Below are 20482 nucleotides of genomic sequence, written 5' to 3'. Positions count from 1 at the left end.
ACAACTGTGTGGACTTTGCCTGACGGCGTCGCCGACGTCGCTGGCAGGGATGAGATGAGGAGGCACGCGACAGTGAGCGCGACCGCTGGTCAGGCCGCCGACGGGGTACGCAGCCTGGCGGACCGGTTCGGGATCGAGCCGGGGATGGTCGTCATGGAGATGGGGTACGACGACGACGTCGACCAGGATCTCCGGGACGCCCTGACCGACCGCTGTGGAGAGCTGGTCGACGAGGACACCGACGAGGTGGTCGACGCGGTGCTGGTCTGGTACCGCGACGGCGACGGTGATCTCTTCGAACTCCTCGTCGACGCCCTCGGCCCGCTGGCCGACAACGGTGTCGTGTGGCTGCTCACGCCCAAGGCGGGGCGCGAGGGGCACGTCGAGCCGAGCGAGATCGCCGAGTCCGCACCCACCGCCGGCCTCCAGCAGACCTCGACCGTCAACGCCGGCCGGGACTGGAGCGGCGCCCGGCTCGTGCTGCGTCGCGGCGCCAAGAGCCGGAAGTAGGCACACCCCGCCCGTCCGGCAGCGGCTGCCGGCGGCACCGCCCGGCGGCCCGATCCGGCCGCCGCCGGGTGTGACAGGCTGGGCGCCGACCCCGACTTCGAACCCAGGAGCTGGCATGCCGATCGAGGTGGGCGCCGAGGCGCCGGACTTCGTGCTGAAGGACCAGAACAACCAGGAGGTGCGGCTCGCGGACTTCCGCGGCCGGCGTACCGTGCTGCTGGTCTTCTACCCGCTCGCCTTCACCGGCACCTGCCAGGGCGAACTGGCCGAGGTGCGGGACAACCTCGACGACTACGTCAACGACGACATCCAGGTGCTGACCGTCAGCGTCGACTCGGTCTACAGCCACAAGGTCTGGGCCGACCGGGAGGGCTACCAGTTCCCGCTGCTGGCCGACTTCTGGCCGCACGGCGCGGTCGCCCGGGCGTACGGCGTCTTCAACGAGACCGCCGGCTTCGCCGACCGGGGCACTTTCGTGATCGACAAGGCCGGCGTGGTCCGCTTCGCCGAACACAACGGCCCGGGCGAGGCGCGCGACCAGCAGGCGTGGCGCAAGGCACTGGCCGAGGCCGCGGGGGCCTGACCCGGTCGGGCACGCCGTGCGACCGGGCCGGTGGCGGGCAGGGTAAGCTTGCCAACCTCCGGCCCCGTACGGGCGTTCCGGGCGCGTAGCTCAGTGGGAGAGCACTCGCCTTACAAGCGAGGGGTCGCAGGTTCGAAACCTGCCGCGCCCACCACCTCATCAGCACCAACGCCGGCCACAAGATCAGAGAACCGGCCGATGACAGCAACGGTGTTCACGAGAGCCGCCCGTCGAGCTTGCCGAGTGCCTGACGCATGGCGTCGAGGTTGGCGTGCGAGTAGACCTTCAGAGTGATCTTCGCATCGGCGTGCCGGGCGATGGCCTGGACGATGTGCGGCGGAACGCCCAGCCCCATCAGCAAGGACACGACGGTGTGCCGCAGGTCGTGTAGCCGGACGTCGGGGCAGCCGGCCTTCTCGCGCAGCGCGGCGATAGGTGTCGGTTCGGGTGCGGCGATGGCGGCCGGCGGTGCCGGCTCGGTGACCTAGGCGCGGAGCGGTTCGGCCGGTGCAGCAGCCGGCGGCGGGGTGGCCAGCTCCGACCCTGGGAGCCGCGTTCGTGCCGGGCGAGGCTGGGTCAACTGCGTCACTGTGGCGGTGTCCGCCGGGGGTACGCTCCGCGACACGAGAGCCGACCCAGTCTGTTCCGGCAGCGCCCGCACGAGCCGTCAAGGCCCGCTTGACATGGGGGCCGAGCGGCGGCCCGCTTCCCTGCGGCACGTCTCGAACCCGCTACGGTGGCTCAGCTCAAACCGAGACCGTGGCACTGGTGGGTGGACCTCCGGCCTTTCCCGGGCGAGAGGCTGTGCGAGTCTGATCAACGATGTGATGGGGGATCGCTGGTGGGACAGCGGCACGTGCGGAAAATGTTGCGGAAGATGGCCGGCGGGCAGCCGGTGGAGGTCGAGCAGGTGGCCACGTTGCGCTCACTCGCCCTTATGGCCGCTGTTGCCGAGCAATTCGGTTACGCGTACACGGACACACGGCAGCGACACCGCAACGGACCGCAGCTGTTCTTCGTACCCGACCCCCGTCCGCAGGCCCGCGAAAGGGCCGAGCGGAACCGAGTGCAGTACCCGGATGCTTCCACCGGGGGCGCACTGCCCCCCGTGCCTGCCGACGTGCTGGATCTGTTCAAGGCCCGTATCAGCTACGACCTTGAGGGCTGGAACGACGACAAGCAGCGAACGTGGCTCCTCTATGTCGTCCTCACCGTGCTGTGCGCGATCCTCGGTGTGCGGCTCGGGCTAGGAGGGACGCCCCCCACCGCCGCCGCGGCTGTCGCCGCCGTCGCCTGGGCGGCGCTGATGTCTGTCACCCTATTTTTGGTCTCCATTCGTCGACGCAGACGGGCTAAGTTCGCTGCGATCCTGGAGGCGGCCGGGTTCACGAAGACGACTGAGCAGAGCGGCCGGGAGCGGTATCTGCCGCCGACGTACCAGTAGGCCGCACAGCCGCGGCGATCACGAACAGGGTGTCGGTGGTGGCGGAGAGCCGGTCATGCCCGTTACGTGCCCGTGAGGTCGGTCAACAAGGGTCAACAGCAGCTCCTACCAGCTCCGAGCCGTGACTGTCCGGGAGGAAGGCCACCCGATCACCAGTGCCGCCGCGAGCGCGTGCCGGCAGATCAAGGCACCTTCCAAACTAACGGTGCGGCACGTGACAGCCAGTGCCTGACGCATGGCGCCGAGGCTGGCGTGCGAGTCGACCTTCAGGGTGATCGTCACATCGGCGTGCCGGGCGATGGCCTGCACGATGTGCGGCGGAACGCCCAGCTCGTCGCACTGGCATATCCCCGGCGGCTAGGTAGCGCAGCGCGAGAGCCCGCGGCACACTCCCGCCCCACCAGCTCTCAGCCGTCTCCTTCCGGGACGGCGAGCTCGCGGAATGGGCGTTCGGTTACGGACGAGCAGCTCGACGACCGGCCAGCCGAGGATCCCGTGGAACTTTTTCTCGGAATGGCGTCGGATCCGGGCCGAGTCGTTCGTGGAACGGGCGAGAGGCGGGAGACGCCTGCCCGATCCCGGAACAGACGTGCTGCTCAACCGGCCAGCGGGCGAAGGTGACCTCCCCATCGGGACCGAAAGGTAGAGGCATGGCAAAGCTGATCTACGTGACCAATGTGTCGCTCGACGGCTATATTGAGGACGACAGCGGAGCCTTCGACTGGTTCCCGCCCGACGAGGAGGTATTCGCGTTCACCACCGACCTCCTGCGGTCGGTGGGTACTTTCCTTTACGGGCGGCGCCTGTACGAGTCGATGGCCGTCTGGGAAACCGACGCTGCGCTAGCCGCGCAGTCCGGCCTCATGGCTGACTTCGCGAGCGCCTGGCAGGCGGCGAACAAGGTCGTCTACTCCACGACTCTCACCGCGGTGTCAACGGCCGCCACCAGCTTGGAGCGCCGTTTCGACCCGGCCGCCGTACAGCGGCTGAAGGTGACGGCCGGCAGTGACATCACCATTGGCGGCGCCAACCTGGCGGCGCAAGCCATGCGGGCTGGACTGGTTGACGAGTGCCAGTTGTTCGTCTGGCCCGCGGCCGTCGGAGGCGGCAAGCCGGGGCTGCCTACTGGCGTGCGCGCCGACTTCGCGCTCCTCGACGAGCGTCGATTCCGAAACGGCGTCCTTCACCTCCGTTACCGCTCGCTCGGCCGCTAACCAGGGGGCTGTCAAGCCGGCCCGAGACCCCGCCGCTCACTGCTCGGCGCCAGGAAAACCGGTGGCCTCGCCGAGCCGTCCCGCCCTAGCTTGTCACCGGACCTGCTGCTCCGACCCATCACGAGAGGACTTCACCCCGCGTGACGCCGCCTGCTCTCTAGAACTGACACCTTCCCCGCGCATCGGTCGCCGACGTTGCCGTCGGCTCCTTTCCCATGCCTTCCGTCAGGTCTGAAGAGAGATCATGTCTACGCGTCCTCATATCGTGTTGTCCTGGACCGTGTGGCGCACGCGCCCTCCCCTGCTCGCGTTCGCCTGCGTCCACTGCCGTTCCGGCCTCGCCGGCGACGGGACGTTCCGGGTCAGTGCCAACGGCAAACTCGTCGACGTCTGGCTCCTGGTCGGCTGCGTGTCCTGCGACCGCACCAGCAGAGTCACCGTCCACGATCGCGTCCCGGTCCGGTGCCTGGATCCGGTCCTTCTGTGCGGCTACCTCCGTAACTCCGCTGCCCTCGTCGCCCGCGTCCTACTCGACCCGCTGATCGCCCAACGCAACCGGCTCGCGCTGAAGTGGGAGCCGAGCCGGGAACTGCTCGCCCCGACCCCACCCGACAGCCCCTGGCCCGTCCAGGCTCCGGTCATCGTCGGCCAGCCCGTGCCCGTTCGTTCCGAACGGCTCCTCGCCCAGAGGGTTGGGCACCAGCCACGCGGAGGCCGCTCGCCGGGTCACGATCGGCATTCCGGTCGACCGCAGCACGCACCGGGACTTCTCGTTCGTCCCGCGGTGAGCCGCCGCCGCGGGCCCGAGCCAGGGCCGAGGGCACGGTGGCCCTGCCCCGGACCGCATCACGCGGCGCTGCGCGCGCGGTCGCTGATGACCGGGCGCGAACGACGGTCAGGGTCGGCCCGACACCGGAGACTGCGGTGAACGCCCGGCTCCGTCGTCGACCCTGACGGAGTCGGGCCACGGAGGTCACCGACCGCGACGACATGCCGCTCGGACTCCACGATCCGCGTGCCGAGGCCCGGCGGACCGAGGCGGCGCTCGACCCGTCAGCGGTCGGCGGCGCACGAGGCCGCCGGGCAGCGGGACGCGGTCAGCCGCCCGGTCGCGGGCGACAAAGCGGGTGACGTCGGTGGTCATCCCCGTGACGATGGCCGACGTGGAGAAGGTCGAGGTCGTCGTCGCCCATGACGAGCGCGCGACCCTGCGCGCCGGCGACGTCTTCCTGAAGATCGACGCTGATCAGCTGCGCACCGTGTTGAGGTCCCGGCGGTGACCCCGCACGGGCCCGACGGGAGCAGGTGACGGCACACCGCACCGCAGAACTCGTGCGCTGCGACAGCGCAAGCGCGCGTCGGAGCCGATCAGCCGGCGAGCTGGTCGCGGCGGCGGGTGAGGTAGGCCCGCTCGGCGGGGTTGCCGGCAAGACCGATGGCCCGGTCGTAGGCCGCCCGCGACTCGCCGCCGCGCCCGAGCCGCCGCAGCAGGTCGGCGCGCGCGGCGTGGAAGGCGTGGTAGCCGTCGAGGACGGCGGCGAGCCGGTCGATCTCGGCGAGCCCGACCCCGGGACCGTCGACCTCGGCGACCGCGACCGCCCGGTTGAGCCGCACGACCGGTGAGGGGTCGAGCCGCACCAGGCGCCCGTAGAGGGCGACGATCGAGGACCAGTCGGTGTCCCGGGCGGACGGGGCAGCCGTGTGGACCACGTTGATCGCGGCCTGCAGCTGGTAGCGCCCGGGTGGGTCACCGCCGGCCGCCACCGCCTTGACCCGCTCGCGGACCAGGGCGGCGCCCTCGGCGATCTGGGTGCGGTTCCATGCGCCGCGGTCCTGCTCGCCGAGAGTCACCAGCTCTCCGGTGCGGGACACGCGCGCCAGCCGCCGGGCGTCGGTGAGCAGCATCAGGGCAAGCAGGCCGGCCACCTCGCCGTCGTCCGGGAGGAGAGTTCGGAGCAGGCGGCCGAGGCGGATCGCCTCGTCGGTGAGGTCGACGCGCACCGGGTCGTTTCCCGCGCTGGCGAGATAGCCCTCGTTGAAGACGAGATAGACGACCGCGAGCACACCGGCGAGCCGCTCGCGGACGTCGTCGGCCGAGGGCACCCGGTAGGGAATGTGTGCCGCTTTGATCTTCGCCTTGGCGCGGGTGATCCGTCGCGCCATCGTGGTCTCCTGCACCAGGAAGGCGCGGGCGATCTCGGGGACGGTGAGGCCGCCGAGCAGGCGCAGGGTGAGCGCCACCCGGGCCTCCATCGCGAGCGCGGGGTGGCAGCAGGTGAAGACCAGTCTGAGCCGGTCGTCCTCGACCGGACCGGTCGGCTCAGGAGGGGTGTCGTCGTACACCATCCGGGCCGCCTGGTGCTTGGCGTCGCGCTGCGATTCGCGACGGAGCCGATCGATCGCCTTGCGGGTCGCGGTGGTGGCGAGCCAACCGCCGGGGTTGGGCGGTACGCCCTCGCGCGGCCACCGCTCCGCCGCCGCCAGGAACGCCTCTGCCGTCGCTTCCTCGGCGACGTCGAGGTCACCGAAACGGCGCGCGAGACCGGCGACCACCCGCGCCCACTCCTCGCGGTGGACCCGGGTGATCACCTGCTCGACGGTGGGATCGCTCACGGCCTCAGCGGTGCTCGACGGGGTTCCTCGGCCCGGAAGGGACGCACCTCGACCGGGCCGTGGCACGCTCTCGACCCTTCGGCGGCAAGCGCCAGGGCCACGTCGAGGTCGGCCGCCTCGATCACCCAGAAAGCGTCGAGGTGCTCCGTCGTCGCCAGGTACGGCCCGTCCGTGAGGGCCGGCTTCCCGCCCTGCCCGTCGACGGTGGTGGCGGTCGTCGCGGGCGCCAGGCCGTCGGCGAAGACGAGGTGACCGTCGCGCTGGAGTCTTTCGTTGAAGGCGCCGGTGCCAGCGAACGCCTGCACCATGGCGTCCCGGGAGGCGTGGCCGCTCGACTCGGTGCGCTCGGCCGGTCCGTAGACGGACAGCAGGTACCGGGGCACCGCGCTCACTTCTCCGCAGAGCCGTTACGCCGGGCCTGCCCGGGACCTCGGAACCGGTGCACCTCCTGCGGCCAGTCGAGCGCGGTCGCCAGCCGGCCGGCCCAGTATCGCGCCGCCGCGTCGTCGGGCACGTCCACCACGGCGAAGCCGCCGAGGTGTTCCTTGGTCTCGACGTACGGGCCGTCGGTGAAGACGGGCTTGCCGTCGACCGACTCGACACTGCACACCGCGGTGGACCGGTCGAGCCCACCGTTGGAGAAGATGAGGACGCCGTCGGCCTGCATCTCCTCGATCACCGCCAGGCCAGCCCTGCTCTTCTCGCGTACCTGCTCCGCCGTGTGCTCGGGCACCCACTCATCGTTGAAGGTGATCAGGTACTCCGTCATGATTGTCTCCTCTCGGTCCGGGACGAGGGGCATCTCCCGACTCCTCGCGTGCGGCAGTCCGGCCGGCCGCCGCACACCAGTTCCACGAACGGCTGCGCTCTGATACGACACCATCCCAAAAGTTCCGCTGCGGCGAAGACATCCTCGGCCGGAGCGCCGTCGACGGCCTTGACGAACACCGACGGCGCGTCCCGGCGGGTGGCTATCCCCGCGAGCGACGTGCCGGCGACCGCCCGGACCGCTGGCATAGCATGCGGCGGGTGGGCCCGAACCGACGTGAGCAGGTGCTGCTGCGCCTGGTGGACCACCTCCTGCGGCGCCGCGTGGCACACCCACTACGGGTGGCCGTCGACGGTCCCGACGCGGCCGGGAAGACCCGCTTCTCCGATGACCTGGCCCACCTGTTGAGCCAGCAGCGGGAAGTGATCCGGCTGAGCGTGGACAGCTTCCATCGGCCGGAGGCCGTGCGCCGGCAACGCGGCTCCCTGTCGGCCGAGGGCTACTACCTGGACTCGTTCGACCACGACATCATCGTCGGCTCGGTCCTGCGCCCGCTGGGGCCCGGCGGCGACGGGCGCTACCGTCCCGCCGCGTACGACTACCGAGCGGACGAGCCAGTGCCGCCGGCGTACCGGCGGGCCGCGGCGGATGCCATCGTCGTCTTCGACGGCGTCTTCCTGCTCCGCCCTGAACTGCACGAATACTGGGACGTCGCGCTGTACCTGCACGTCGCGCCCGAGGTGACGGTGCGGCGGGCCCTGGAACGGGATCTCGAACTGTTCGGCTCGGCGGCTGCCGTGGAGCAGCGGTACCGCGGCCGGTACCTGCCCGGGCAGGAGTTGTACCGCGTGCAGGCACGGCCGCTCGACCGAGCAGACATCGTGCTCGACATGACCGACCCGCTCAACCCCGGCACGCTGCGCTGGAAGCCGGCCCCTGCGTCGGCAGGGCGGCACGCAAGCCTTGGCCCCGATCGGTGAGGCGGGTCCCGACACCGAGTCCGTCGGGCAGGCCGCGAATCAAGGGCTGACCTCGTGCATCGTCCCGTCCGGCCCCAGCCGGAACGTCCGCGGCGGGCCCATGGCCCGCAGTGCCTCAGCGTATGCGGCTTCCCGCGCGGCCTGCTCCCGGCCGGACGGGTCGGTGACGCGGAAGCCGTGCAGATGAACGTTCTCGGCGTCGACGTCGTCCGGCTCGGGGCGCCCCTCGACGATGAAGCCGAACAACGCGCGCAAGGCCTGCTCGCCCAGCGCCAACGGATGGAACGGCAACGGGTGCGGACCTTGGTCGGGCCAACCCGGGACCGGTTCGACGGGATGCTCGCCCGCCCAGTAGGGCAGCTCGAAGTCGTACGGCTCGCCGATGTTCTCGCGGATGCCGCCGTCGGGCGACAGGCTCAGCGATCTGATGAGCACGCCGTCTTCCCAGACCGCGAAGCTGAGGCAGTCCACGACCGAGTGCATCCCGTGCATGACGATCCGCCTGCCCGCTCCCGCTGCGCGCAGGTGCTCCGGCAGGTCGGACGGACGATCGAGCGCCAACCGCCGGTCGCAGTACAACTCGGCCCCGGCAAGCTTGGTGGCGTACGTGACGTCATCGGGCGGATAGACGTCGTCCCACAACGTGCTCTCGTCGAAGGGCTCCACGGCGTAGCCCGGATGGACCTGACGTACCAGTGCCTCGACATCGGCTCGCTCCGAGCGGGTCGCCGCACGCAACGCGGGGCGGATGTCTCCATCGGCGAACGCCAGCAGGGCTGTCTTCGCCCCCACGTCGAACCTCCAGGTTGTCGGTCGCACAAACGCCCGCACACTACCTGTCGAAGAGCGGCCGGCCGGCGGCACTGGCGGCGACGATCCACTGTGGGAGACCCCCGTGGCGGTCGCCCGTCGGGCTCATGTGAACCTTGACGAGTGGTGGAGACGTCATCCGGGCAACCGCAACATAGTGCTGAGGACCGGATCGAGGCGGCCCGCCGCGTCGGCGCCACCTCGCTGGATCTGAGTCGCCTGTCGTTGGCGGCCCTGCCGGAGTCGCTGGCCGGCCTGCCCGGCCTCACCGAGCTGCTGCTGGTCGGCAACAACCTCACCGAACTGCCGGACTGGTTGGGTGACCTCACCGCCCTCACCCGGCTGGGCCTGGGCTTCAACCAGCTCACCGCGGTGCCGGAGTCGCTCGGCAACCTGACCTCCCTCACGTGGCTGGGCCTGTCCGGCAACCAGCTGCGGGCGCTGCCGGAGTCGCTCTCCCGGCTGACCGCTCTCACCTGGCTCGACCTGTCCCACAACCAGCTGTCGGAGCTGCCGCGATGGGTGGGCGAGCTGACCTTTCTCACCCGGTTGGACCTGACCGAGAACCGGCTCACCGTGCTGCCGGAGTCGCTGGGTGAGCTGACCGCCCTCGCCCGGCTGGAGCTGACCGGCAACCAGCTCACCGCGCTGCCGGAGTCGCTCGGCGGCCTGACCGCGCTCACCCGGTTGGACCTGGCCGGCAACCAGCTCACCGGGTTGCCGGAATGGCTGCGCGACCCCACCGCCGGCCGGTCGGTGAACGCGCCGCTGCACGCCTGGATCGACGGCACCCAGAGTGTCGTGGCCGGCCCGGCCGACCTCGACGCCCTCCTCGACGGCTCACCGGCCGGCGGCGTGACGCTGGTCAGCGAGGACGGCGTGCGGAGCCTGCACATCACCCTGCAGGGAGACAGCTCCGCGCTGGTCTGGGAGGACGAGGAAGAGATCATGCTCAGCTGGGGGCCGGTGCCGCCGGGCGCCCCACCCGGCCAGACGGCCGGCGACGCCGAATACGCCTACGCCGACCCGTGGTTCACCACCGACGACGCCGAACCCTTCGAGCTCACCGAGGAGGAGGCCCGTCGGGCGGGGCACGGGTTCCTCCGCACCGGCCGGCGCCCGGTCAACGTCCAGTGGGTCGACAAGCCCTAGCGTTGCCCGCCCCGACCCGGGTGGGCGGCACCCGGCCCGCCGGTCAGCCGGGCAGCTTCTCGAAGAGTTCGTGCGGGGCGTCGTAGTACCGGGTCGTACGGCCGAGACCGGTCATGCCGAGCCGGCCGATCGAGGCGAGGGCGTCGTCGCGGGTGGTCATGGTGGTGGGATGCGCGCCCAGGAAGCGGACGACCTCCCAGCGCGACTCCAGATCCAGCAGGAAGTCGGCGTCGTCGTCGCGCCAGGGGCGCAGCACGAGACGGTCACTGGTGACGGTGCGCACGGAAGGCATGTTGCCAGCGCCGGGCGGCGCGCCGTGAACGGTGCGACAAAGTCGGTGGCCGGCGGGCCGGCGCCCGGGGAGGATGCGGCGATGGCGCGTTCCACCCTGCTGCGTCGCGCGCAGGACCTCTGGGTGCACCTGGCCGGTGTGCCGGCCGGCTTCCCCACCGACGGCGTCCGGGTGGTGGTGGCCGCCGACTCGCGGCTGTGCCCACCCGGGTGGGCGGGCGTCGTGGTGCTGGGGGACGCCGGCCTCGCCACCGCGCCGGACGCCGCCACCGCCCGCTTCCTGCGCGACTCGCTCGCCGCCCGGTCCGCCCGGTCCGCCGTCGCGGCGCAGCGGTGGCGTGGCATCCCCGGAATTCGGGATGTGCTCGGTCCCGCCACCCTGGCCTACCTGGACGAACCCGAGTTCCAGCCGGCGACGGGCATGGTTGACGTGGCACCGCTGCCGCCTGGGCACCCGGATCTCGCCGCGTTCCTCGCGGCGGTCGCCGCTGACGAGGCCGCGGAGAGCGGCCTCCGGGACGTGACCTCGCCGGTCTTCGTCGTACGGGAGGGCTCCCGGGTGGTGGCGGCGGCCGGCTACCGCCGGTGGCCGGGCTCCGTCGCCCATCTCGGCGTGCTGACCGGCGCGGGGTTCCGGGGCCGAGGGCTCGCCGCCGCGGTGGCCGCCGCGGCGGTGGCGGACGCCCTCGGCGACGACTTGCTGCCGCAGTGGCGCGCCCGCCCCGAGCCCTCCCGCCGGCTCGCTCGCCGGCTCGGATTCCGCGAACTCGGCGACCAGGTGAGCATCAGGGTCGATCCGATCGACTGACACCGGCCGTCGGCAGGGAGCGACACGATGCAGGCGTGAGCCTTCCGCCGGTCTTCCCGCCGCCCGAGGCCGCCGCGGGGCCGCCGCCGTCGGGGCGGGGCACGGCGCGGTGGTGGGTCCTCGGCGGCGGCCTGGTCGTCGTGAGCGCGGTCTGCGGCGTCGTCGTGTTCTGCGCCGGTCTCTGGACGTACGCGAACCACGACCGGCCCGAGCTGATCGACGATCCGCCGGTCAGCGAGGTGGCGGAGAGCGCGTGCGCGACGATGCGCGCCACCGTGGCGGCGAAGGCCGCGCCGCCCGGCGCCCCCGTCGACGCGCGGGTGCGCTCGATCCGGGAGCAGAACGCCGCAGTGACCGCCATGGTGGCGCAGGTACGCGGACTGGACGCCGACCTGCTCGCCGACGACCGCCCGACCACGCTGTGGCTGGCCGACTGGGAGACGCTCGTCCAGACCCGCGAGCGGTACGCCGCCGACCTCGCCGCCGGCGGCCGGCCGCACTTCGTGGCGCCGACCGCCGACGGCGAGCCGCTCACCGACCGGATGAATTCGGTGGGGCTGCTCTGCGAGGTCCCGCCGCAGCTCCTCGATCTCCCCTAGCCGGGCGAGCCCACCCGGTCAGTGGGACGTCGCCCCGCCCACGTTGAGGGTCACCACGCCGGCGACGATGAGGCCGACCCCGACCACCTTCACCAGCGTGATCGGCTCGCCCAGGAACGCCGCGCCGATCGCCACGATCGCCGCGGTGCCCAGGGCCGACCAGAGCGCGTACGCGACGCCCACCGGGATGTCCTTGACCGCCTGTGACAGCGCGACGAAGGAGACCAGGTAGCCGGCCAGGCAGGCGACCGTCGGCCAGAGCCGGCTGAACCCCTCGGTCGCCTTGAGCGTGCTGGTGGCGAAGACCTCGGCCGCGATGGCGGCGAGCAGGAAGACGTACGGCACGGGCACTCCTCGGTACGGGGACGGTCAGGCGAACCGTTCGGTAGTCACGGGGATGAGCCCCTGCTCGCGTACGGCGGTGGTCAGCTCGCGCAGCACCGGCCCGACGGCGGTGTCGTCGGCGGTCGCCAGCAGCACGGTCAGGTCGAGACCCCAGGCGATGTCCCGGCCGACCCGGCGGAGCTGCCAGCTGAACCGGTCCGCGCCGATCCGCTGCCGGCCGGCCGGGCGGCAGCCGTCGGGCCCCCAACGGGTCGCCAGGTCCGCCAGCCGGTCCGCGGGCAGGTCCTTGGCGAACAGGACCCGGTAGACCCGCCGTTCGTGGCACCCGTCGGGCGCGCCCGCCGGACCGAGCCGCAGCGGCGCGGCCGTGGCGAACGGCTGGCGGTCGCGGAACCGGGTGCGCAGCACCGCTTCGGCGGGCAGCGGTGCCCCGGCGAGCCGATGATGGACCGCCGCCGCGGTGTCCCGGCGCACCGGCGTCACCCGGGCGCGCAGCTCCGGGTCGGCACGCATGCGCTGGCTGAACGCGGCGGAGCTCCACCAGCGGCCGGCCGCGGCCGTCCAGCCCGCGCTGTCCAGGCCGACGGTCGAGTGGTCCGGGCCGCGGACGAACTCCTCGACCACGATCCCGTCGATCCCGCCGGCCGGGGCGCGGATCAGGTAGTAGTCCAGGACCGGTTCCGGTCCGGTGCCCTCGGCGAGGGCCGCCACCGGCCCGGTCCGCCACGGCGCGCTGTCCACGTCCGATCCTCCGGCTGCTCGGCTGGTCGCGTCCCGCCGGTCATTGTGCCGGCCGATCCGCCAGCAGGTCGCCGGTGGCGGCCCGCAGCGCGCGTACGCAGGCGGCGACCGCCGGGTGGTCGCCCGCCCCCTTGCGGTACGCCACCCGGGTGCGCCGCCGGACCGCCAGCGGCAGCAGGCGGACCCGCGGCACCGGCTGCCCGACCGCGAGTTCGGGCACCAGACCGACGCCCTGACCGGCGGCCACCAGGGCGAGCACGGCGGTGAAGTCGTCGGCGTGGTGCCGCACGGTGGGGCGGAACCCGGCCAGCTGGCAGGCGTGCAGGGCCACGGTGTGGCACAGCGTGCCGGGGCTGCCGACGATCCAGTCCGCCCCCTGTGCGGCGCGCACCGGGTCACCGTCGCCGGCCGGGGCCGCCCCCGCCGGCACCGCGAGGTACACCGTCTCGTCCAGCAGCGGGGTGGATTCGAGCGCCGGATCCGGTTCGACCGGCGCGATGTCGTAGTCGTGCAGCAGTGCCACGTCGAGCCGACGGTCGCGCAGCGCGGCCGGCACGGCGACCGGATCCAGTTCGGCGACCATCAGGTCGAGCGCCGGGTGGTCGCGGGTCAGCGTCACCAGCGCCGCCGGCAGCAGGGTGCGTACCGCGCTGGGGAAGGCGCCGATGCGTACGGTGCCGGACAGGCCCGCCCGCGCGGCGGCCAGGGTGGCGTCGGCCGCCTCCAGCGCGGCCAGGACGGCCTCGGTGTGCCGGACCAGCGCCTGCCCGGTGGCGGTGAGCGCGACCCGCCGCCCGGCGCGTTCCAGCAGCCGCACGCCGGCCTGGCGTTGCAGGGCCGCCAGCTGCTGGGACACCGCGGAGGGCGTGTACGCGTGGGCCTCGGCGACGGCCGCGATGGTGCCGAGCCGGGCCAGGTCACGCAGCAGGCGGAGACGGCGGACGTCGAGCATCAGCTCAGCTTACGTTTCCGTTCAGGAATCTGAACTGGTGCTGCACAATTGTCCGGCCCAGGCTGGAGGCATGACACTGACCGGCCTGTACGTTCCGCTGATCACCCCGTTCGACGACGCCGGGGCGGTCGCCCCCGATGCGCTTGCCGCGCTCGCCCACCAGGTGCTGGACGCCGGGGCCACCGGGGTGGTCGCGCTCGGCACCACCGGGGAGCCCGGCGCGCTGACCGACCGGGAGCGCCGGGAGGTGGTTGACGTGGTCGCCGGGGTGTGCCGGGAGCGCTCGGCGCCGCTGCTGGTCGGCGCGAGCAGCGTGGCGGCGCTGCGCGCGCTGGCCGACCGGCCCGAGGTGACCGCCGCCCTCTGCCTGGTGCCGCCGTTCGTCCGCCCCGGTACGGAGGGGGTGCTCGCCCACTTCGCCGAGCTGGCCCGGGTGAGCCCGGTGCCGCTGGTCGCCTACCACGTCCCGTACCGGACCGGGCAGCCGTTGTCGGCGGACGCGCTGCGCCGCCTGGTCCGGCTGCCCGGCGTCGCCGGGGTCAAGTACGCGGCCGGCGGGATCGACGCCGACACCTCCGAGTTCCTCGCCGACCTGCCACCCGACGTCGCGGTGCTCGGCGGCGACGACGCGGTGGTCGCGCCGCTGCTCGCCCTCGGCGCGCACGGCGGCATCCTGGCCTCCGCCCACCTCGCCACCGCCGAGTTCGCCGCGCTGATCGACGCGTGGCGGGCGGGCGACGTGGCCCGGGCCCGGCCCCTCGGGCACCGCCTCGCGGCGCTGTCACGGGCACTGTTCGCCGAGCCCAACCCGGCGGTGGTCAAGGCCGTCCTGCACGCGCAGGGCCGCATCCCGACCCCGGCGGTACGGCTGCCGCTGCTGCCCGCCGGCCCGGCGACCCTCCGGGCGGCGCTGGCGCACCTCGACCGGTAGTCGCCGTCGTTTCCCTGGTGTGGGATCGGGACCGACGACGGCGGGGGCGGCGTGAGCTACGCGGAGGTGAACGGGCTGCGGCTCTGGTACGAGTCGCACGGCACCGGGCGGCCGCTGGTGCTGCTGCACGGCAGCTACGGCGCGGTGGAGACGTTCGCCGAGATCCTGCCGGCGCTGGCCGAGCGGCGCCGGGTGATCGGGGTCGACCTCCAGGGCCACGGGCACACCGCCGACATCGACCGCCCGCTGCGCTACGAGTCGATGGCCGACGACGTCGCCGCGCTGATCGGTCGGCTCGGCCTGGCCGAGGCCGACCTGATGGGCTACTCGCTCGGCGGCGGGGTCGCCCTGCGTACCGCGATCCAGCATCCGGCGCTGGTCCGCCGGCTGGTGGTGGTCTCCGCGCCGTGCCGCCGGCGGGGCTGGTATCCCGAGGTGCTGGCCGCGATGGCGGAGCACGACGAGCAGGTCGGCGAGCGGATGCGCGGCACCCCGCCGCACCTGCTCTACGCGCGGCTCGCGCCCCGGCCGCAGGACTGGCCGGCGCTCTGGGCGAAGTCCGGCGCCCTGCTGCGGCGCGAGTACGACTGGGCGGCGCAGGTGGCCGCGCTGACCGCGCCGACGATGCTGGTCTTCGCCGACGCCGACTCGATCCCGGTGACCCACATGGCGGAGTTCTTCGGGCTGCTTGGCGGCGGCCACCGGGACGCCGGCTGGGACGGCGCCGGCCGGCCGGCGGCCCGGCTGGCGGTGCTGCCCGGGCTGACCCACTACGACATCGTCCGCTCACCGGCGCTGCCGGCCGCCGTGCTGCCGTTCCTCACCCACCCGGCCGGCGCGCCCGGCTGACGGCGCCGAGCCGAGCGCGGGCAGGACATCCGCCGGCGGAGTCGGGCGCGGCGGCACGGCACCGCCACGCCCGGCTGGCGCAGCGGGCCAGGCGCGCCGGTCAGCCCGTGAAGCCGCCGACCGCCGCCGCGTTCGGCCCGTCCGCCGGGCTGGCGTCGGTGTCGGTCGGCCCGGGGTTGACCAGGTGGAGGTCCGCCGCGAGGTCGACGCCGGGCGGGTCAGCGACCGGTGCCGGGTGGATCGCCGGCCAGGCCGAGGCCGCGCTCGCGCAGCGCCGCGCGCAGCACCCGGACCGCCTTGGGGCCCACGCCGTGCAGGGCCAGCAGCTCCCGCTCGGTCACCGCGGTCAGTTGGGAGAGGCGGGTCCAGCCCGCCGCGGCCAACGCGCCGCGGGCCGGTGCGCCGGCCGCGCGCGGGATGTCGTCGTCGCTCATCGTGTCGGCTCCTCGCCGTGTGCCGTCTGCCCCGCCGCCGGTGGTGTCCGCGCGGCCGGCCCGTGGGGGGACGGTAGCGCCGGCCACCGACAGGTTCAGCGCATCCGCTGGGCCAGCCAGGGCAGCAGGGCGTCGGCCTGGGCCTGCTGGAACGCCCGGACGGTGGGGATCCCGGGCGGCGGCGGCCGGCGGGCGGCGTCGGCGAAGAAGCCGGCCAGGCCGGCGTACACGCCGGTCAGGGCGGCCGGATCTACGTCGGCGGTGAGCGGCAGCCGGCGCAGCAGCGCCTCGGTGTCGTGCCCGCCGTGCAGGCGGACGTTGACCAGCAGCAGGGCGGTGTCCAGCCAGGCCGGCCCGCGGCAGGCCCACGGCCAGTCCACCACGGTCACCCGGCCGGCCGCGTCGAGCAGCAGGTTGTCGGCGCGCAGGTCGGCGTGGCAGAGCGTGTCGCCGTCCAGCGCGGCCAGGCCCTGCTCGGCTGCGGCGCAGAGCTCGGGCAGGCGTTGCGCCGCCCACGGGTCCAGGCCCGGCGGTGGGTCGGCGGCGATCCGGTGCCAGCCGGTGAAGTCGTACGCCAGGTGCTCGGCGGCGGTCGGCGCGTGTGGCACCGGGTTCGGGGTGAGCGCGGCGGCCAGCGTCTCCACGGCGGCCAGCACGACGGCCAGCTCGTCGGCCCGCCACGGCGTGACCGGATGCCGGCCGTCCACGTCGGTGAGCACCAGCGCGACCCAGTGGCCGTCGTCGTAGTGGCCGAGCAGCCGTGGCGTCGGGGCGTGTCCGGGCAGGGCCGCCGTGTTGCGGGCCTCGGTGCGGTGCAGCCGCGGGCTGACGTCGTTCTGCGCCGGGCTCACCGCCTTGACGAACGCGCGCCGGCCGCCGGCGGTGCGCACCCGGTCGGCGGTGCCGGGGGAGAAGCCGCCCGGTTGCGACACCGCCTCGACCACCCGGTCGCCGAGGATCCGCTCGACCTCCGCGCGCACGTGGTCGGGCAGGTCGGCCCAGCCGATCCGGCCCTTCGTCAGGCTCTCCACCGGTCCACCGTGGTCGACATCGGGACCGGCGGGCAAGCCGATTATCGGCGGCGCGGACCGTCACCTCCGCGATCCCCGGTGCCGGTCCCGCGCGATGTGGTGCCGCTCGTGCCGCGCTGCCGCGCCGTGCCGGGTCGGCGTGTCGTCGCGGGTGGGCACCTCGTCCCGCAAGCCCGATACCTCTACGGCATATTGATGACTCAGAGGTATCAGCCTCGTTCGTCTGGTGTCTCCACCCCGGCCGGCCGGGTTCGGCCCGGCCGGCGTGGTTTCCGCCTTGGTGTCCCGTCCACGAGAGCCTCGGCTTCCAGGTCACCGCGGCAGATGGCCAAGCCGATCGACCCGGCGGGCTGACCGGGCGAGGGTTGTTCCCGGGCGCAACGGGAAACCCCCCTGGACGCACCTGGGGAGGAGCGACGGATGACGCGTGGCGCCGGACTGACCATCGGTGTGCTCGGCTCGTACGGCGGTCGCAACCTCGGCGACGAGGCGATCCTCACCGGGCTGCTCGCCGATCTGCGCGAGCAGGAGCCGAACGCCCGGATCATCGTCTTCTCCCGCAACCCGGCACACACCCGGGTGGCCCACCCGGACGTGGAGGCGGTGCCGTGGGAGGGGGTCAGCCGCACCGACTCCGCGCTCGTGCTGGCCCAGCTCGACCTGCTGATCCTCGGCGGGGGCGGCATCCTCTACGACAAGGAGGCCCGCCGCTACCTGCGGGTGGTCCGGGTCGCCCAGGAGCGCGGCCTGCCGCTGCTGACGTACGCGGTCGGGGTCGGGCCGCTCAGCGAGGGCGTGGACACCGGGATGGTGCGGGAGACCCTGGCCAGCGCCACCCAGGTGACCGTCCGGGACCAGGAGTCCCGGATGGTGCTGGAGGAGGCCGGCCTGCTCAACCCGATCACGGTCACCGCCGACCCGGCGTTCCTGCTGGAGCCGGAGGACTTCCCGGCGCACCTGCTGCGCGAGGAGGGGGTGCCGGCCGGCAAGCGGCTGATCGGGATGAGCGTGCGCGAGCCCGGTCGGGCCGCGGAACGGCTCGACGTGGACGGCTACCACCGGCTGCTGGCCCAGATCGGCGACTTCCTGGTGCACCGGGTCGACGCGTACGTGCTCTTCGTGCCGATGGAGCGGGACGACATCCGGCACTCGCACGGCGTGCTGTCCCACATGATCGCCGCCGAGCGGGGCCGGATCCTGCACGGCACCTACTCGCCCCAGCAGGTGCTCGGCCTGATGCGCCACTTCGACCTGGCCGTCGGCATGCGGCTGCACTTCCTGATCTTCGCGGCCATGGTGGGCACGCCGTTCCTGCCCCTGCCGTACGCCGGCAAGGTCTTCGACCTGGCCCAGCGGCTCGGCGTGCCGGCGCTGCGCGGTGTGGAGCGGGAGGTGGAGGGGCCGCTGCTGGCCGAGGTGGACCGGCTCTGGGACGAGCGGGAACACCGGTCCGAGGCCACCGCCCGGCGGGTGGCCGAGGTGTGCGACCAGGCCCGGGGCACCTCGCAGGTCACCCGCGCGGTGCTGGAGAGCCTGCGCGCCCGGAACCTGGCCCGGGTCGGCGCCTGAGCGCCGCCGGCCGCCGGCCGCGCGTCGCGGCCGTCACACCGCCGGGCCGCGCCAGCAGTAGCGCCAGTCCCGGGCCCGGCCGCCGACCGTCTCCAACTCGTAGATCTCCGCCTGGGCCAACCCCTCGGGACCCAGGTGGTGGTGGGTCAGCGGGGGACGGCCGTTCGGGTCCAGCTCGACGGTGACCGTCTCGCCGTCGGCCGGCCCGCCCGCCAGGGGGATCTCTACCGTTGTCGCCATGGGCCCATCCTGCCCCCGGCGACCGCGCCCCCGCAGCGAATAGCGGGGCAGCGGACCGGCCGGTCGCGGGGCTACCGTCAGCCGATGGCGGAGATCTCGATCGACCCCACGCTCGGCCCGGTGCTGGCCCGGACGGGCGACGAGCGGGCGGTGCTGGAATCCTTCCTCGACTTCCACCGGGCCGTGCTGCTGCGCAAGGTGCGCGGCCTCTCCGACGCCGACGCCACGCGTCGGCTGGTGCCCTCCGCGACCACCCTCGCCGGCCTGCTCAAACACCTCGCCCTGGTGGAGCGGAACTGGTTCCCGTGCCTGCTAGCGCCGGGCCCGGGGGACGTCTACCTGACCACCGAGGAGGAGGCGCTGGCCAGCTTCACGCTGACCGGGGAGGACACCGTCGAGCGGCTCGCCGCCGACTACGAGCGGGCCTGCGCCCGCTCCCGGGAGGTGGCCGCCCGGTTCCCGCTCGACCACGTGGTGCCGCACCCGCAGCTGGGCGAGGTCTCGCTGCGCTGGATCCTGGTGCACATGGTCGAGGAGACCGCCCGGCACGCCGGGCACGCCGACGTCCTGCGTGAGCTGACCGACGGCAGCACCGGCGCGCTCTGAGCCGGGCCGCCGTCGACGGCGACCCGGGCCGCGACCCGGCCCACGTGGCCGGAGCAGCGTGGCCGGAGCCGCGTGGCCGGAGCAGCGGGGCCGGGCCGTCAGGGGCGCGGCAGCAGGCCGGGCGGGTACTCCATGCCGTCGTGGGTGCAGGCCGCGGCGGCCACCCGGGCCGCGTACGCCGCCGCGTCGGGCAGCGCCGCGCCGCGCAGCCGAGCGGCGATCAGGCCGGCCGCGAAGGCGTCCCCCGCGCCGTTGGTGTCCCGCACCGGCGCCGGCGGCGCGGCGGGGGGCACCGGCCGGGCCCCGGGTGCAGCTCGGCGCCGGCCGCGCCCCGGGTCACCACCACCGTGCGCGGCGCCAGCGCGGCGGCGACCGGACCGGCGGTCCCGTCCAGCCGTACGCCGCTGACGAAGACCAGGTCGGCGGCCTCGGCGAAGGGGCGGTGGTAGGGGTTGGTGCCGTCCCAGTCGTGCAGGTCGGTGGAGACCGCGGCGCCCGGCGCGAGCCGGGTGCGCAGCGCGGGCAGCAGGTCGAGCGTCCAATCCATGATCGACAGGTGGACGTGCGCGGCGTCCCGCACCAGCGCGGCCAGCTCGGCCGGGGTGAACGGGGCCGGCCCGCGCCACGGCCGCGGGTCGTAGAGCGACATCCGCCGGCCGGCCGGGTCGACCAGGTTCACCGACCGTCGGGTGCCCGCCGGGGCGTCGGCCAGCACCGCGTGCACCCCGGTGCGGGCCAGCGCGGCCCGGACCACGTCCCCGGCCGGGTCGGCGCCCAGCACGTCCAGTACCGCCACCCGCAGGCCGAGCGCGTGCGCGGCCAGGGCCACCCCGGCGCCGGTGTTGCCGATCCGCAGGTCGATCGGGTCGACGGTCACCGAGTCGGCGGCCGGCAGCGGCAGCCCGGGCACCCGCACCCGCACGTCCACCCCGAGGCCGCCGATCACCAACAGGTCGTACATGGCGTTCGACGGTAGCCTGCCCCGGTCGCCTATCCTGGGCCCGGGCGTCG

Annotated in this window: 27 protein-coding genes, 1 tRNA gene and 1 pseudogene; 15 read left to right on the top strand and 14 right to left on the bottom strand. The window is 73.7% G+C overall.

Features of this window, described 5'->3' with window-relative positions; translation table 11 throughout:
* Positions 1–72 precede the first annotated feature (72 nt).
* From Q3W71_RS08895 to Q3W71_RS08885, 3 genes are all read left to right on the top strand, one after another.
* Positions 73–510 (top strand): DUF3052 domain-containing protein, encoded by a 438-nt coding sequence (locus tag Q3W71_RS08895; RefSeq protein ID WP_088992571.1) that lies wholly within the window; start codon positions 73–75, stop codon positions 508–510.
* Between the two features lie 115 nt (positions 511–625).
* Positions 626–1093, top strand: a complete 468-nt coding sequence (locus Q3W71_RS08890) for a peroxiredoxin (protein WP_302918846.1) — start codon at positions 626–628, stop codon at positions 1091–1093.
* Positions 1094–1172: 79 nt separating this feature from the next.
* Positions 1173–1247 (top strand) — tRNA-Val (locus Q3W71_RS08885).
* 60 nt (positions 1248–1307) lie between these two features.
* Here Q3W71_RS08885 and Q3W71_RS08880 read toward each other — a convergent pair.
* Positions 1308–1517, bottom strand: coding sequence for a tyrosine-type recombinase/integrase (locus Q3W71_RS08880; RefSeq protein ID WP_302919636.1), 210 nt, complete (start codon positions 1515–1517; stop codon positions 1308–1310).
* A gap of 417 nt (positions 1518–1934) precedes the next feature.
* Here Q3W71_RS08880 and Q3W71_RS08875 point away from each other — a divergent pair, with 417 nt between their 5' ends.
* The 4 genes from Q3W71_RS08875 (at position 1935) to Q3W71_RS08860 (ending at position 5031) form a co-directional block, all read left to right on the top strand.
* On the top strand, positions 1935–2537 hold the full coding sequence (locus tag Q3W71_RS08875) for a hypothetical protein (RefSeq protein WP_302918845.1): 603 nt from the start codon (positions 1935–1937) through the stop codon (positions 2535–2537).
* 650 nt (positions 2538–3187) lie between these two features.
* Positions 3188–3751 (top strand): dihydrofolate reductase family protein, encoded by a 564-nt coding sequence (locus tag Q3W71_RS08870; protein WP_302918844.1) that lies wholly within the window; start codon positions 3188–3190, stop codon positions 3749–3751.
* A gap of 244 nt (positions 3752–3995) precedes the next feature.
* Entirely contained in the window at positions 3996–4679 is a 684-nt protein-coding gene (locus tag Q3W71_RS08865) for a DUF1062 domain-containing protein (RefSeq protein WP_302918843.1), read from the top strand.
* 208 nt (positions 4680–4887) lie between these two features.
* A complete protein-coding gene (locus Q3W71_RS08860) occupies positions 4888–5031 on the top strand; it encodes a hypothetical protein (protein WP_302918842.1) in 144 nt (47 codons plus the stop codon).
* Between the two features lie 88 nt (positions 5032–5119).
* Here the strand turns inward: Q3W71_RS08860 and Q3W71_RS08855 are convergent, their stop codons facing one another.
* The 3 genes from Q3W71_RS08855 to Q3W71_RS08845 are packed head-to-tail and all read right to left on the bottom strand — an operon-like array spanning position 5120 to position 7133.
* Positions 5120–6364 carry an RNA polymerase sigma factor gene (locus Q3W71_RS08855; RefSeq protein WP_302918841.1) on the bottom strand — a complete coding sequence of 415 codons (1245 nt, stop codon included), beginning with the start codon at positions 6362–6364 and terminating at the stop codon, positions 5120–5122.
* A complete protein-coding gene (locus tag Q3W71_RS08850; RefSeq protein ID WP_302918840.1) occupies positions 6361–6747 on the bottom strand; it encodes a YciI family protein in 387 nt (128 codons plus the stop codon). Before Q3W71_RS08850 ends, Q3W71_RS08855 begins: the two co-directional genes overlap by 4 nt.
* Positions 6748–6752: 5 nt before the next feature.
* A complete protein-coding gene (locus tag Q3W71_RS08845; protein ID WP_302918839.1) occupies positions 6753–7133 on the bottom strand; it encodes a YciI family protein in 381 nt (126 codons plus the stop codon).
* A gap of 284 nt (positions 7134–7417) precedes the next feature.
* On the opposite strand from Q3W71_RS08845, the gene Q3W71_RS08840 reads away from it, so the two are divergent.
* Complete coding sequence (locus tag Q3W71_RS08840) at positions 7418–8113, top strand: uridylate kinase (RefSeq protein WP_302918838.1); 696 nt, start codon at positions 7418–7420, stop codon at positions 8111–8113.
* 39 nt (positions 8114–8152) lie between these two features.
* Here Q3W71_RS08840 and Q3W71_RS08835 read toward each other — a convergent pair whose 3' ends face one another.
* A complete protein-coding gene (locus Q3W71_RS08835) occupies positions 8153–8905 on the bottom strand; it encodes a hypothetical protein (protein ID WP_302918837.1) in 753 nt (250 codons plus the stop codon).
* Between the two features lie 141 nt (positions 8906–9046).
* Between Q3W71_RS08835 and Q3W71_RS08830 the strand changes: the two genes are divergently transcribed.
* Positions 9047–10075: an Imm1 family immunity protein gene (locus Q3W71_RS08830; protein WP_302918836.1), complete on the top strand. Its 1029-nt coding sequence runs from the start codon at positions 9047–9049 to the stop codon at positions 10073–10075.
* A gap of 121 nt (positions 10076–10196) precedes the next feature.
* On the opposite strand, the pseudogene Q3W71_RS08825 reads toward Q3W71_RS08830, so the two are convergent.
* A pseudogene (locus Q3W71_RS08825) lies at positions 10197–10358 on the bottom strand (GNAT family N-acetyltransferase); the annotation flags it as partial.
* Between the two features lie 90 nt (positions 10359–10448).
* On the opposite strand from Q3W71_RS08825, the gene Q3W71_RS08820 reads away from it, so the two are divergent.
* Both Q3W71_RS08820 and Q3W71_RS08815 read left to right on the top strand, forming a co-directional pair.
* Positions 10449–11174 (top strand): GNAT family N-acetyltransferase, encoded by a 726-nt coding sequence (locus Q3W71_RS08820; protein ID WP_302918834.1) that lies wholly within the window; start codon positions 10449–10451, stop codon positions 11172–11174.
* 35 nt (positions 11175–11209) lie between these two features.
* The gene (locus tag Q3W71_RS08815; RefSeq protein ID WP_302918833.1) at positions 11210–11773 is read left to right on the top strand and encodes a hypothetical protein; all 564 of its coding nucleotides are present in this window, start codon (positions 11210–11212) and stop codon (positions 11771–11773) included.
* Between the two features lie 18 nt (positions 11774–11791).
* Here Q3W71_RS08815 and Q3W71_RS08810 read toward each other — a convergent pair whose 3' ends face one another.
* From Q3W71_RS08810 to Q3W71_RS08800, 3 genes are read right to left on the bottom strand one after another with little or no spacing between them, the layout of a single operon-like run.
* Positions 11792–12118: a multidrug efflux SMR transporter gene (locus Q3W71_RS08810; protein ID WP_302918832.1), complete on the bottom strand. Its 327-nt coding sequence runs from the start codon at positions 12116–12118 to the stop codon at positions 11792–11794.
* A 24-nt stretch (positions 12119–12142) separates the two neighbouring features.
* Positions 12143–12859: a hypothetical protein gene (locus Q3W71_RS08805; RefSeq protein WP_302918831.1), complete on the bottom strand. Its 717-nt coding sequence runs from the start codon at positions 12857–12859 to the stop codon at positions 12143–12145.
* 40 nt (positions 12860–12899) lie between these two features.
* Complete coding sequence (locus tag Q3W71_RS08800) at positions 12900–13811, bottom strand: LysR family transcriptional regulator (protein WP_302918830.1); 912 nt, start codon at positions 13809–13811, stop codon at positions 12900–12902.
* Between the two features lie 70 nt (positions 13812–13881).
* On the opposite strand from Q3W71_RS08800, the gene Q3W71_RS08795 reads away from it, so the two are divergent.
* Both Q3W71_RS08795 and Q3W71_RS08790 read left to right on the top strand, forming a co-directional pair.
* The gene (locus Q3W71_RS08795; RefSeq protein WP_302918829.1) at positions 13882–14742 is read left to right on the top strand and encodes a dihydrodipicolinate synthase family protein; all 861 of its coding nucleotides are present in this window, start codon (positions 13882–13884) and stop codon (positions 14740–14742) included.
* 51 nt (positions 14743–14793) lie between these two features.
* Complete coding sequence (locus Q3W71_RS08790) at positions 14794–15591, top strand: alpha/beta fold hydrolase (protein ID WP_302918828.1); 798 nt, start codon at positions 14794–14796, stop codon at positions 15589–15591.
* A 218-nt stretch (positions 15592–15809) separates the two neighbouring features.
* Here Q3W71_RS08790 and Q3W71_RS08785 read toward each other — a convergent pair whose 3' ends face one another.
* Both Q3W71_RS08785 and Q3W71_RS08780 read right to left on the bottom strand, forming a co-directional pair.
* The gene (locus Q3W71_RS08785; protein ID WP_302918827.1) at positions 15810–16025 is read right to left on the bottom strand and encodes a DNA-binding protein; all 216 of its coding nucleotides are present in this window, start codon (positions 16023–16025) and stop codon (positions 15810–15812) included.
* A 95-nt stretch (positions 16026–16120) separates the two neighbouring features.
* On the bottom strand, positions 16121–17056 hold the full coding sequence (locus Q3W71_RS08780) for a phosphotransferase (protein WP_302918826.1): 936 nt from the start codon (positions 17054–17056) through the stop codon (positions 16121–16123).
* Positions 17057–17476: 420 nt separating this feature from the next.
* Here Q3W71_RS08780 and Q3W71_RS08775 point away from each other — a divergent pair, with 420 nt between their 5' ends.
* Positions 17477–18625 (top strand): polysaccharide pyruvyl transferase family protein, encoded by a 1149-nt coding sequence (locus Q3W71_RS08775; protein WP_302918825.1) that lies wholly within the window; start codon positions 17477–17479, stop codon positions 18623–18625.
* Positions 18626–18658: 33 nt separating this feature from the next.
* Here Q3W71_RS08775 and Q3W71_RS08770 read toward each other — a convergent pair whose 3' ends face one another.
* Complete coding sequence (locus Q3W71_RS08770) at positions 18659–18865, bottom strand: hypothetical protein (protein WP_302918824.1); 207 nt, start codon at positions 18863–18865, stop codon at positions 18659–18661.
* A gap of 84 nt (positions 18866–18949) precedes the next feature.
* Between Q3W71_RS08770 and Q3W71_RS08765 the strand changes: the two genes are divergently transcribed.
* Positions 18950–19471: a DinB family protein gene (locus Q3W71_RS08765; protein WP_302918823.1), complete on the top strand. Its 522-nt coding sequence runs from the start codon at positions 18950–18952 to the stop codon at positions 19469–19471.
* 98 nt (positions 19472–19569) lie between these two features.
* Here Q3W71_RS08765 and Q3W71_RS08760 read toward each other — a convergent pair whose 3' ends face one another.
* Positions 19570–19737, bottom strand: coding sequence for a PfkB family carbohydrate kinase (locus tag Q3W71_RS08760; protein WP_302918822.1), 168 nt, complete (start codon positions 19735–19737; stop codon positions 19570–19572).
* Positions 19692–20432, bottom strand: a complete 741-nt coding sequence (locus Q3W71_RS08755; RefSeq protein WP_302918821.1) for a carbohydrate kinase family protein — start codon at positions 20430–20432, stop codon at positions 19692–19694. Before Q3W71_RS08755 ends, Q3W71_RS08760 begins: the two co-directional genes overlap by 46 nt.
* Positions 20433–20482: the final 50 nt, after the last annotated feature.

Source organism: Micromonospora sp. C28SCA-DRY-2, from assembly GCF_030519475.1.
GTDB lineage: Bacteria > Actinomycetota > Actinomycetes > Mycobacteriales > Micromonosporaceae > Micromonospora.
Note: the sequence above shows the minus strand (reverse complement) of the source record. Positions and strands in the feature narration are given on the sequence as shown.

Bases quoted from the DNA above. Each gene is read 5' to 3' on its own strand.
- Q3W71_RS08820 (WP_302918834.1), top strand. From the start codon at position 10,449: ATGGCGCGTTCCACCCTGCTGCGTCGCGCGCAGGACCTCTGGGTGCAC.
- Q3W71_RS08785 (WP_302918827.1), bottom strand. From the start codon at position 16,025: ATGAGCGACGACGACATCCCGCGCGCGGCCGGCGCACCGGCCCGCGGC.
- Q3W71_RS08865 (WP_302918843.1), top strand. From the start codon at position 3,996: ATGTCTACGCGTCCTCATATCGTGTTGTCCTGGACCGTGTGGCGCACG.
- Q3W71_RS08765 (WP_302918823.1), top strand. From the start codon at position 18,950: ATGGCGGAGATCTCGATCGACCCCACGCTCGGCCCGGTGCTGGCCCGG.
- Q3W71_RS08795 (WP_302918829.1), top strand. From the start codon at position 13,882: ATGACACTGACCGGCCTGTACGTTCCGCTGATCACCCCGTTCGACGAC.
- Q3W71_RS08755 (WP_302918821.1), bottom strand. From the start codon at position 20,432: ATGTACGACCTGTTGGTGATCGGCGGCCTCGGGGTGGACGTGCGGGTG.
- Q3W71_RS08890 (WP_302918846.1), top strand. From the start codon at position 626: ATGCCGATCGAGGTGGGCGCCGAGGCGCCGGACTTCGTGCTGAAGGAC.
- Q3W71_RS08800 (WP_302918830.1), bottom strand. From the start codon at position 13,811: ATGCTCGACGTCCGCCGTCTCCGCCTGCTGCGTGACCTGGCCCGGCTC.
- Q3W71_RS08770 (WP_302918824.1), bottom strand. From the start codon at position 18,865: ATGGCGACAACGGTAGAGATCCCCCTGGCGGGCGGGCCGGCCGACGGC.
- Q3W71_RS08870 (WP_302918844.1), top strand. From the start codon at position 3,188: ATGGCAAAGCTGATCTACGTGACCAATGTGTCGCTCGACGGCTATATT.
- Q3W71_RS08775 (WP_302918825.1), top strand. From the start codon at position 17,477: ATGACGCGTGGCGCCGGACTGACCATCGGTGTGCTCGGCTCGTACGGC.
- Q3W71_RS08845 (WP_302918839.1), bottom strand. From the start codon at position 7,133: ATGACGGAGTACCTGATCACCTTCAACGATGAGTGGGTGCCCGAGCAC.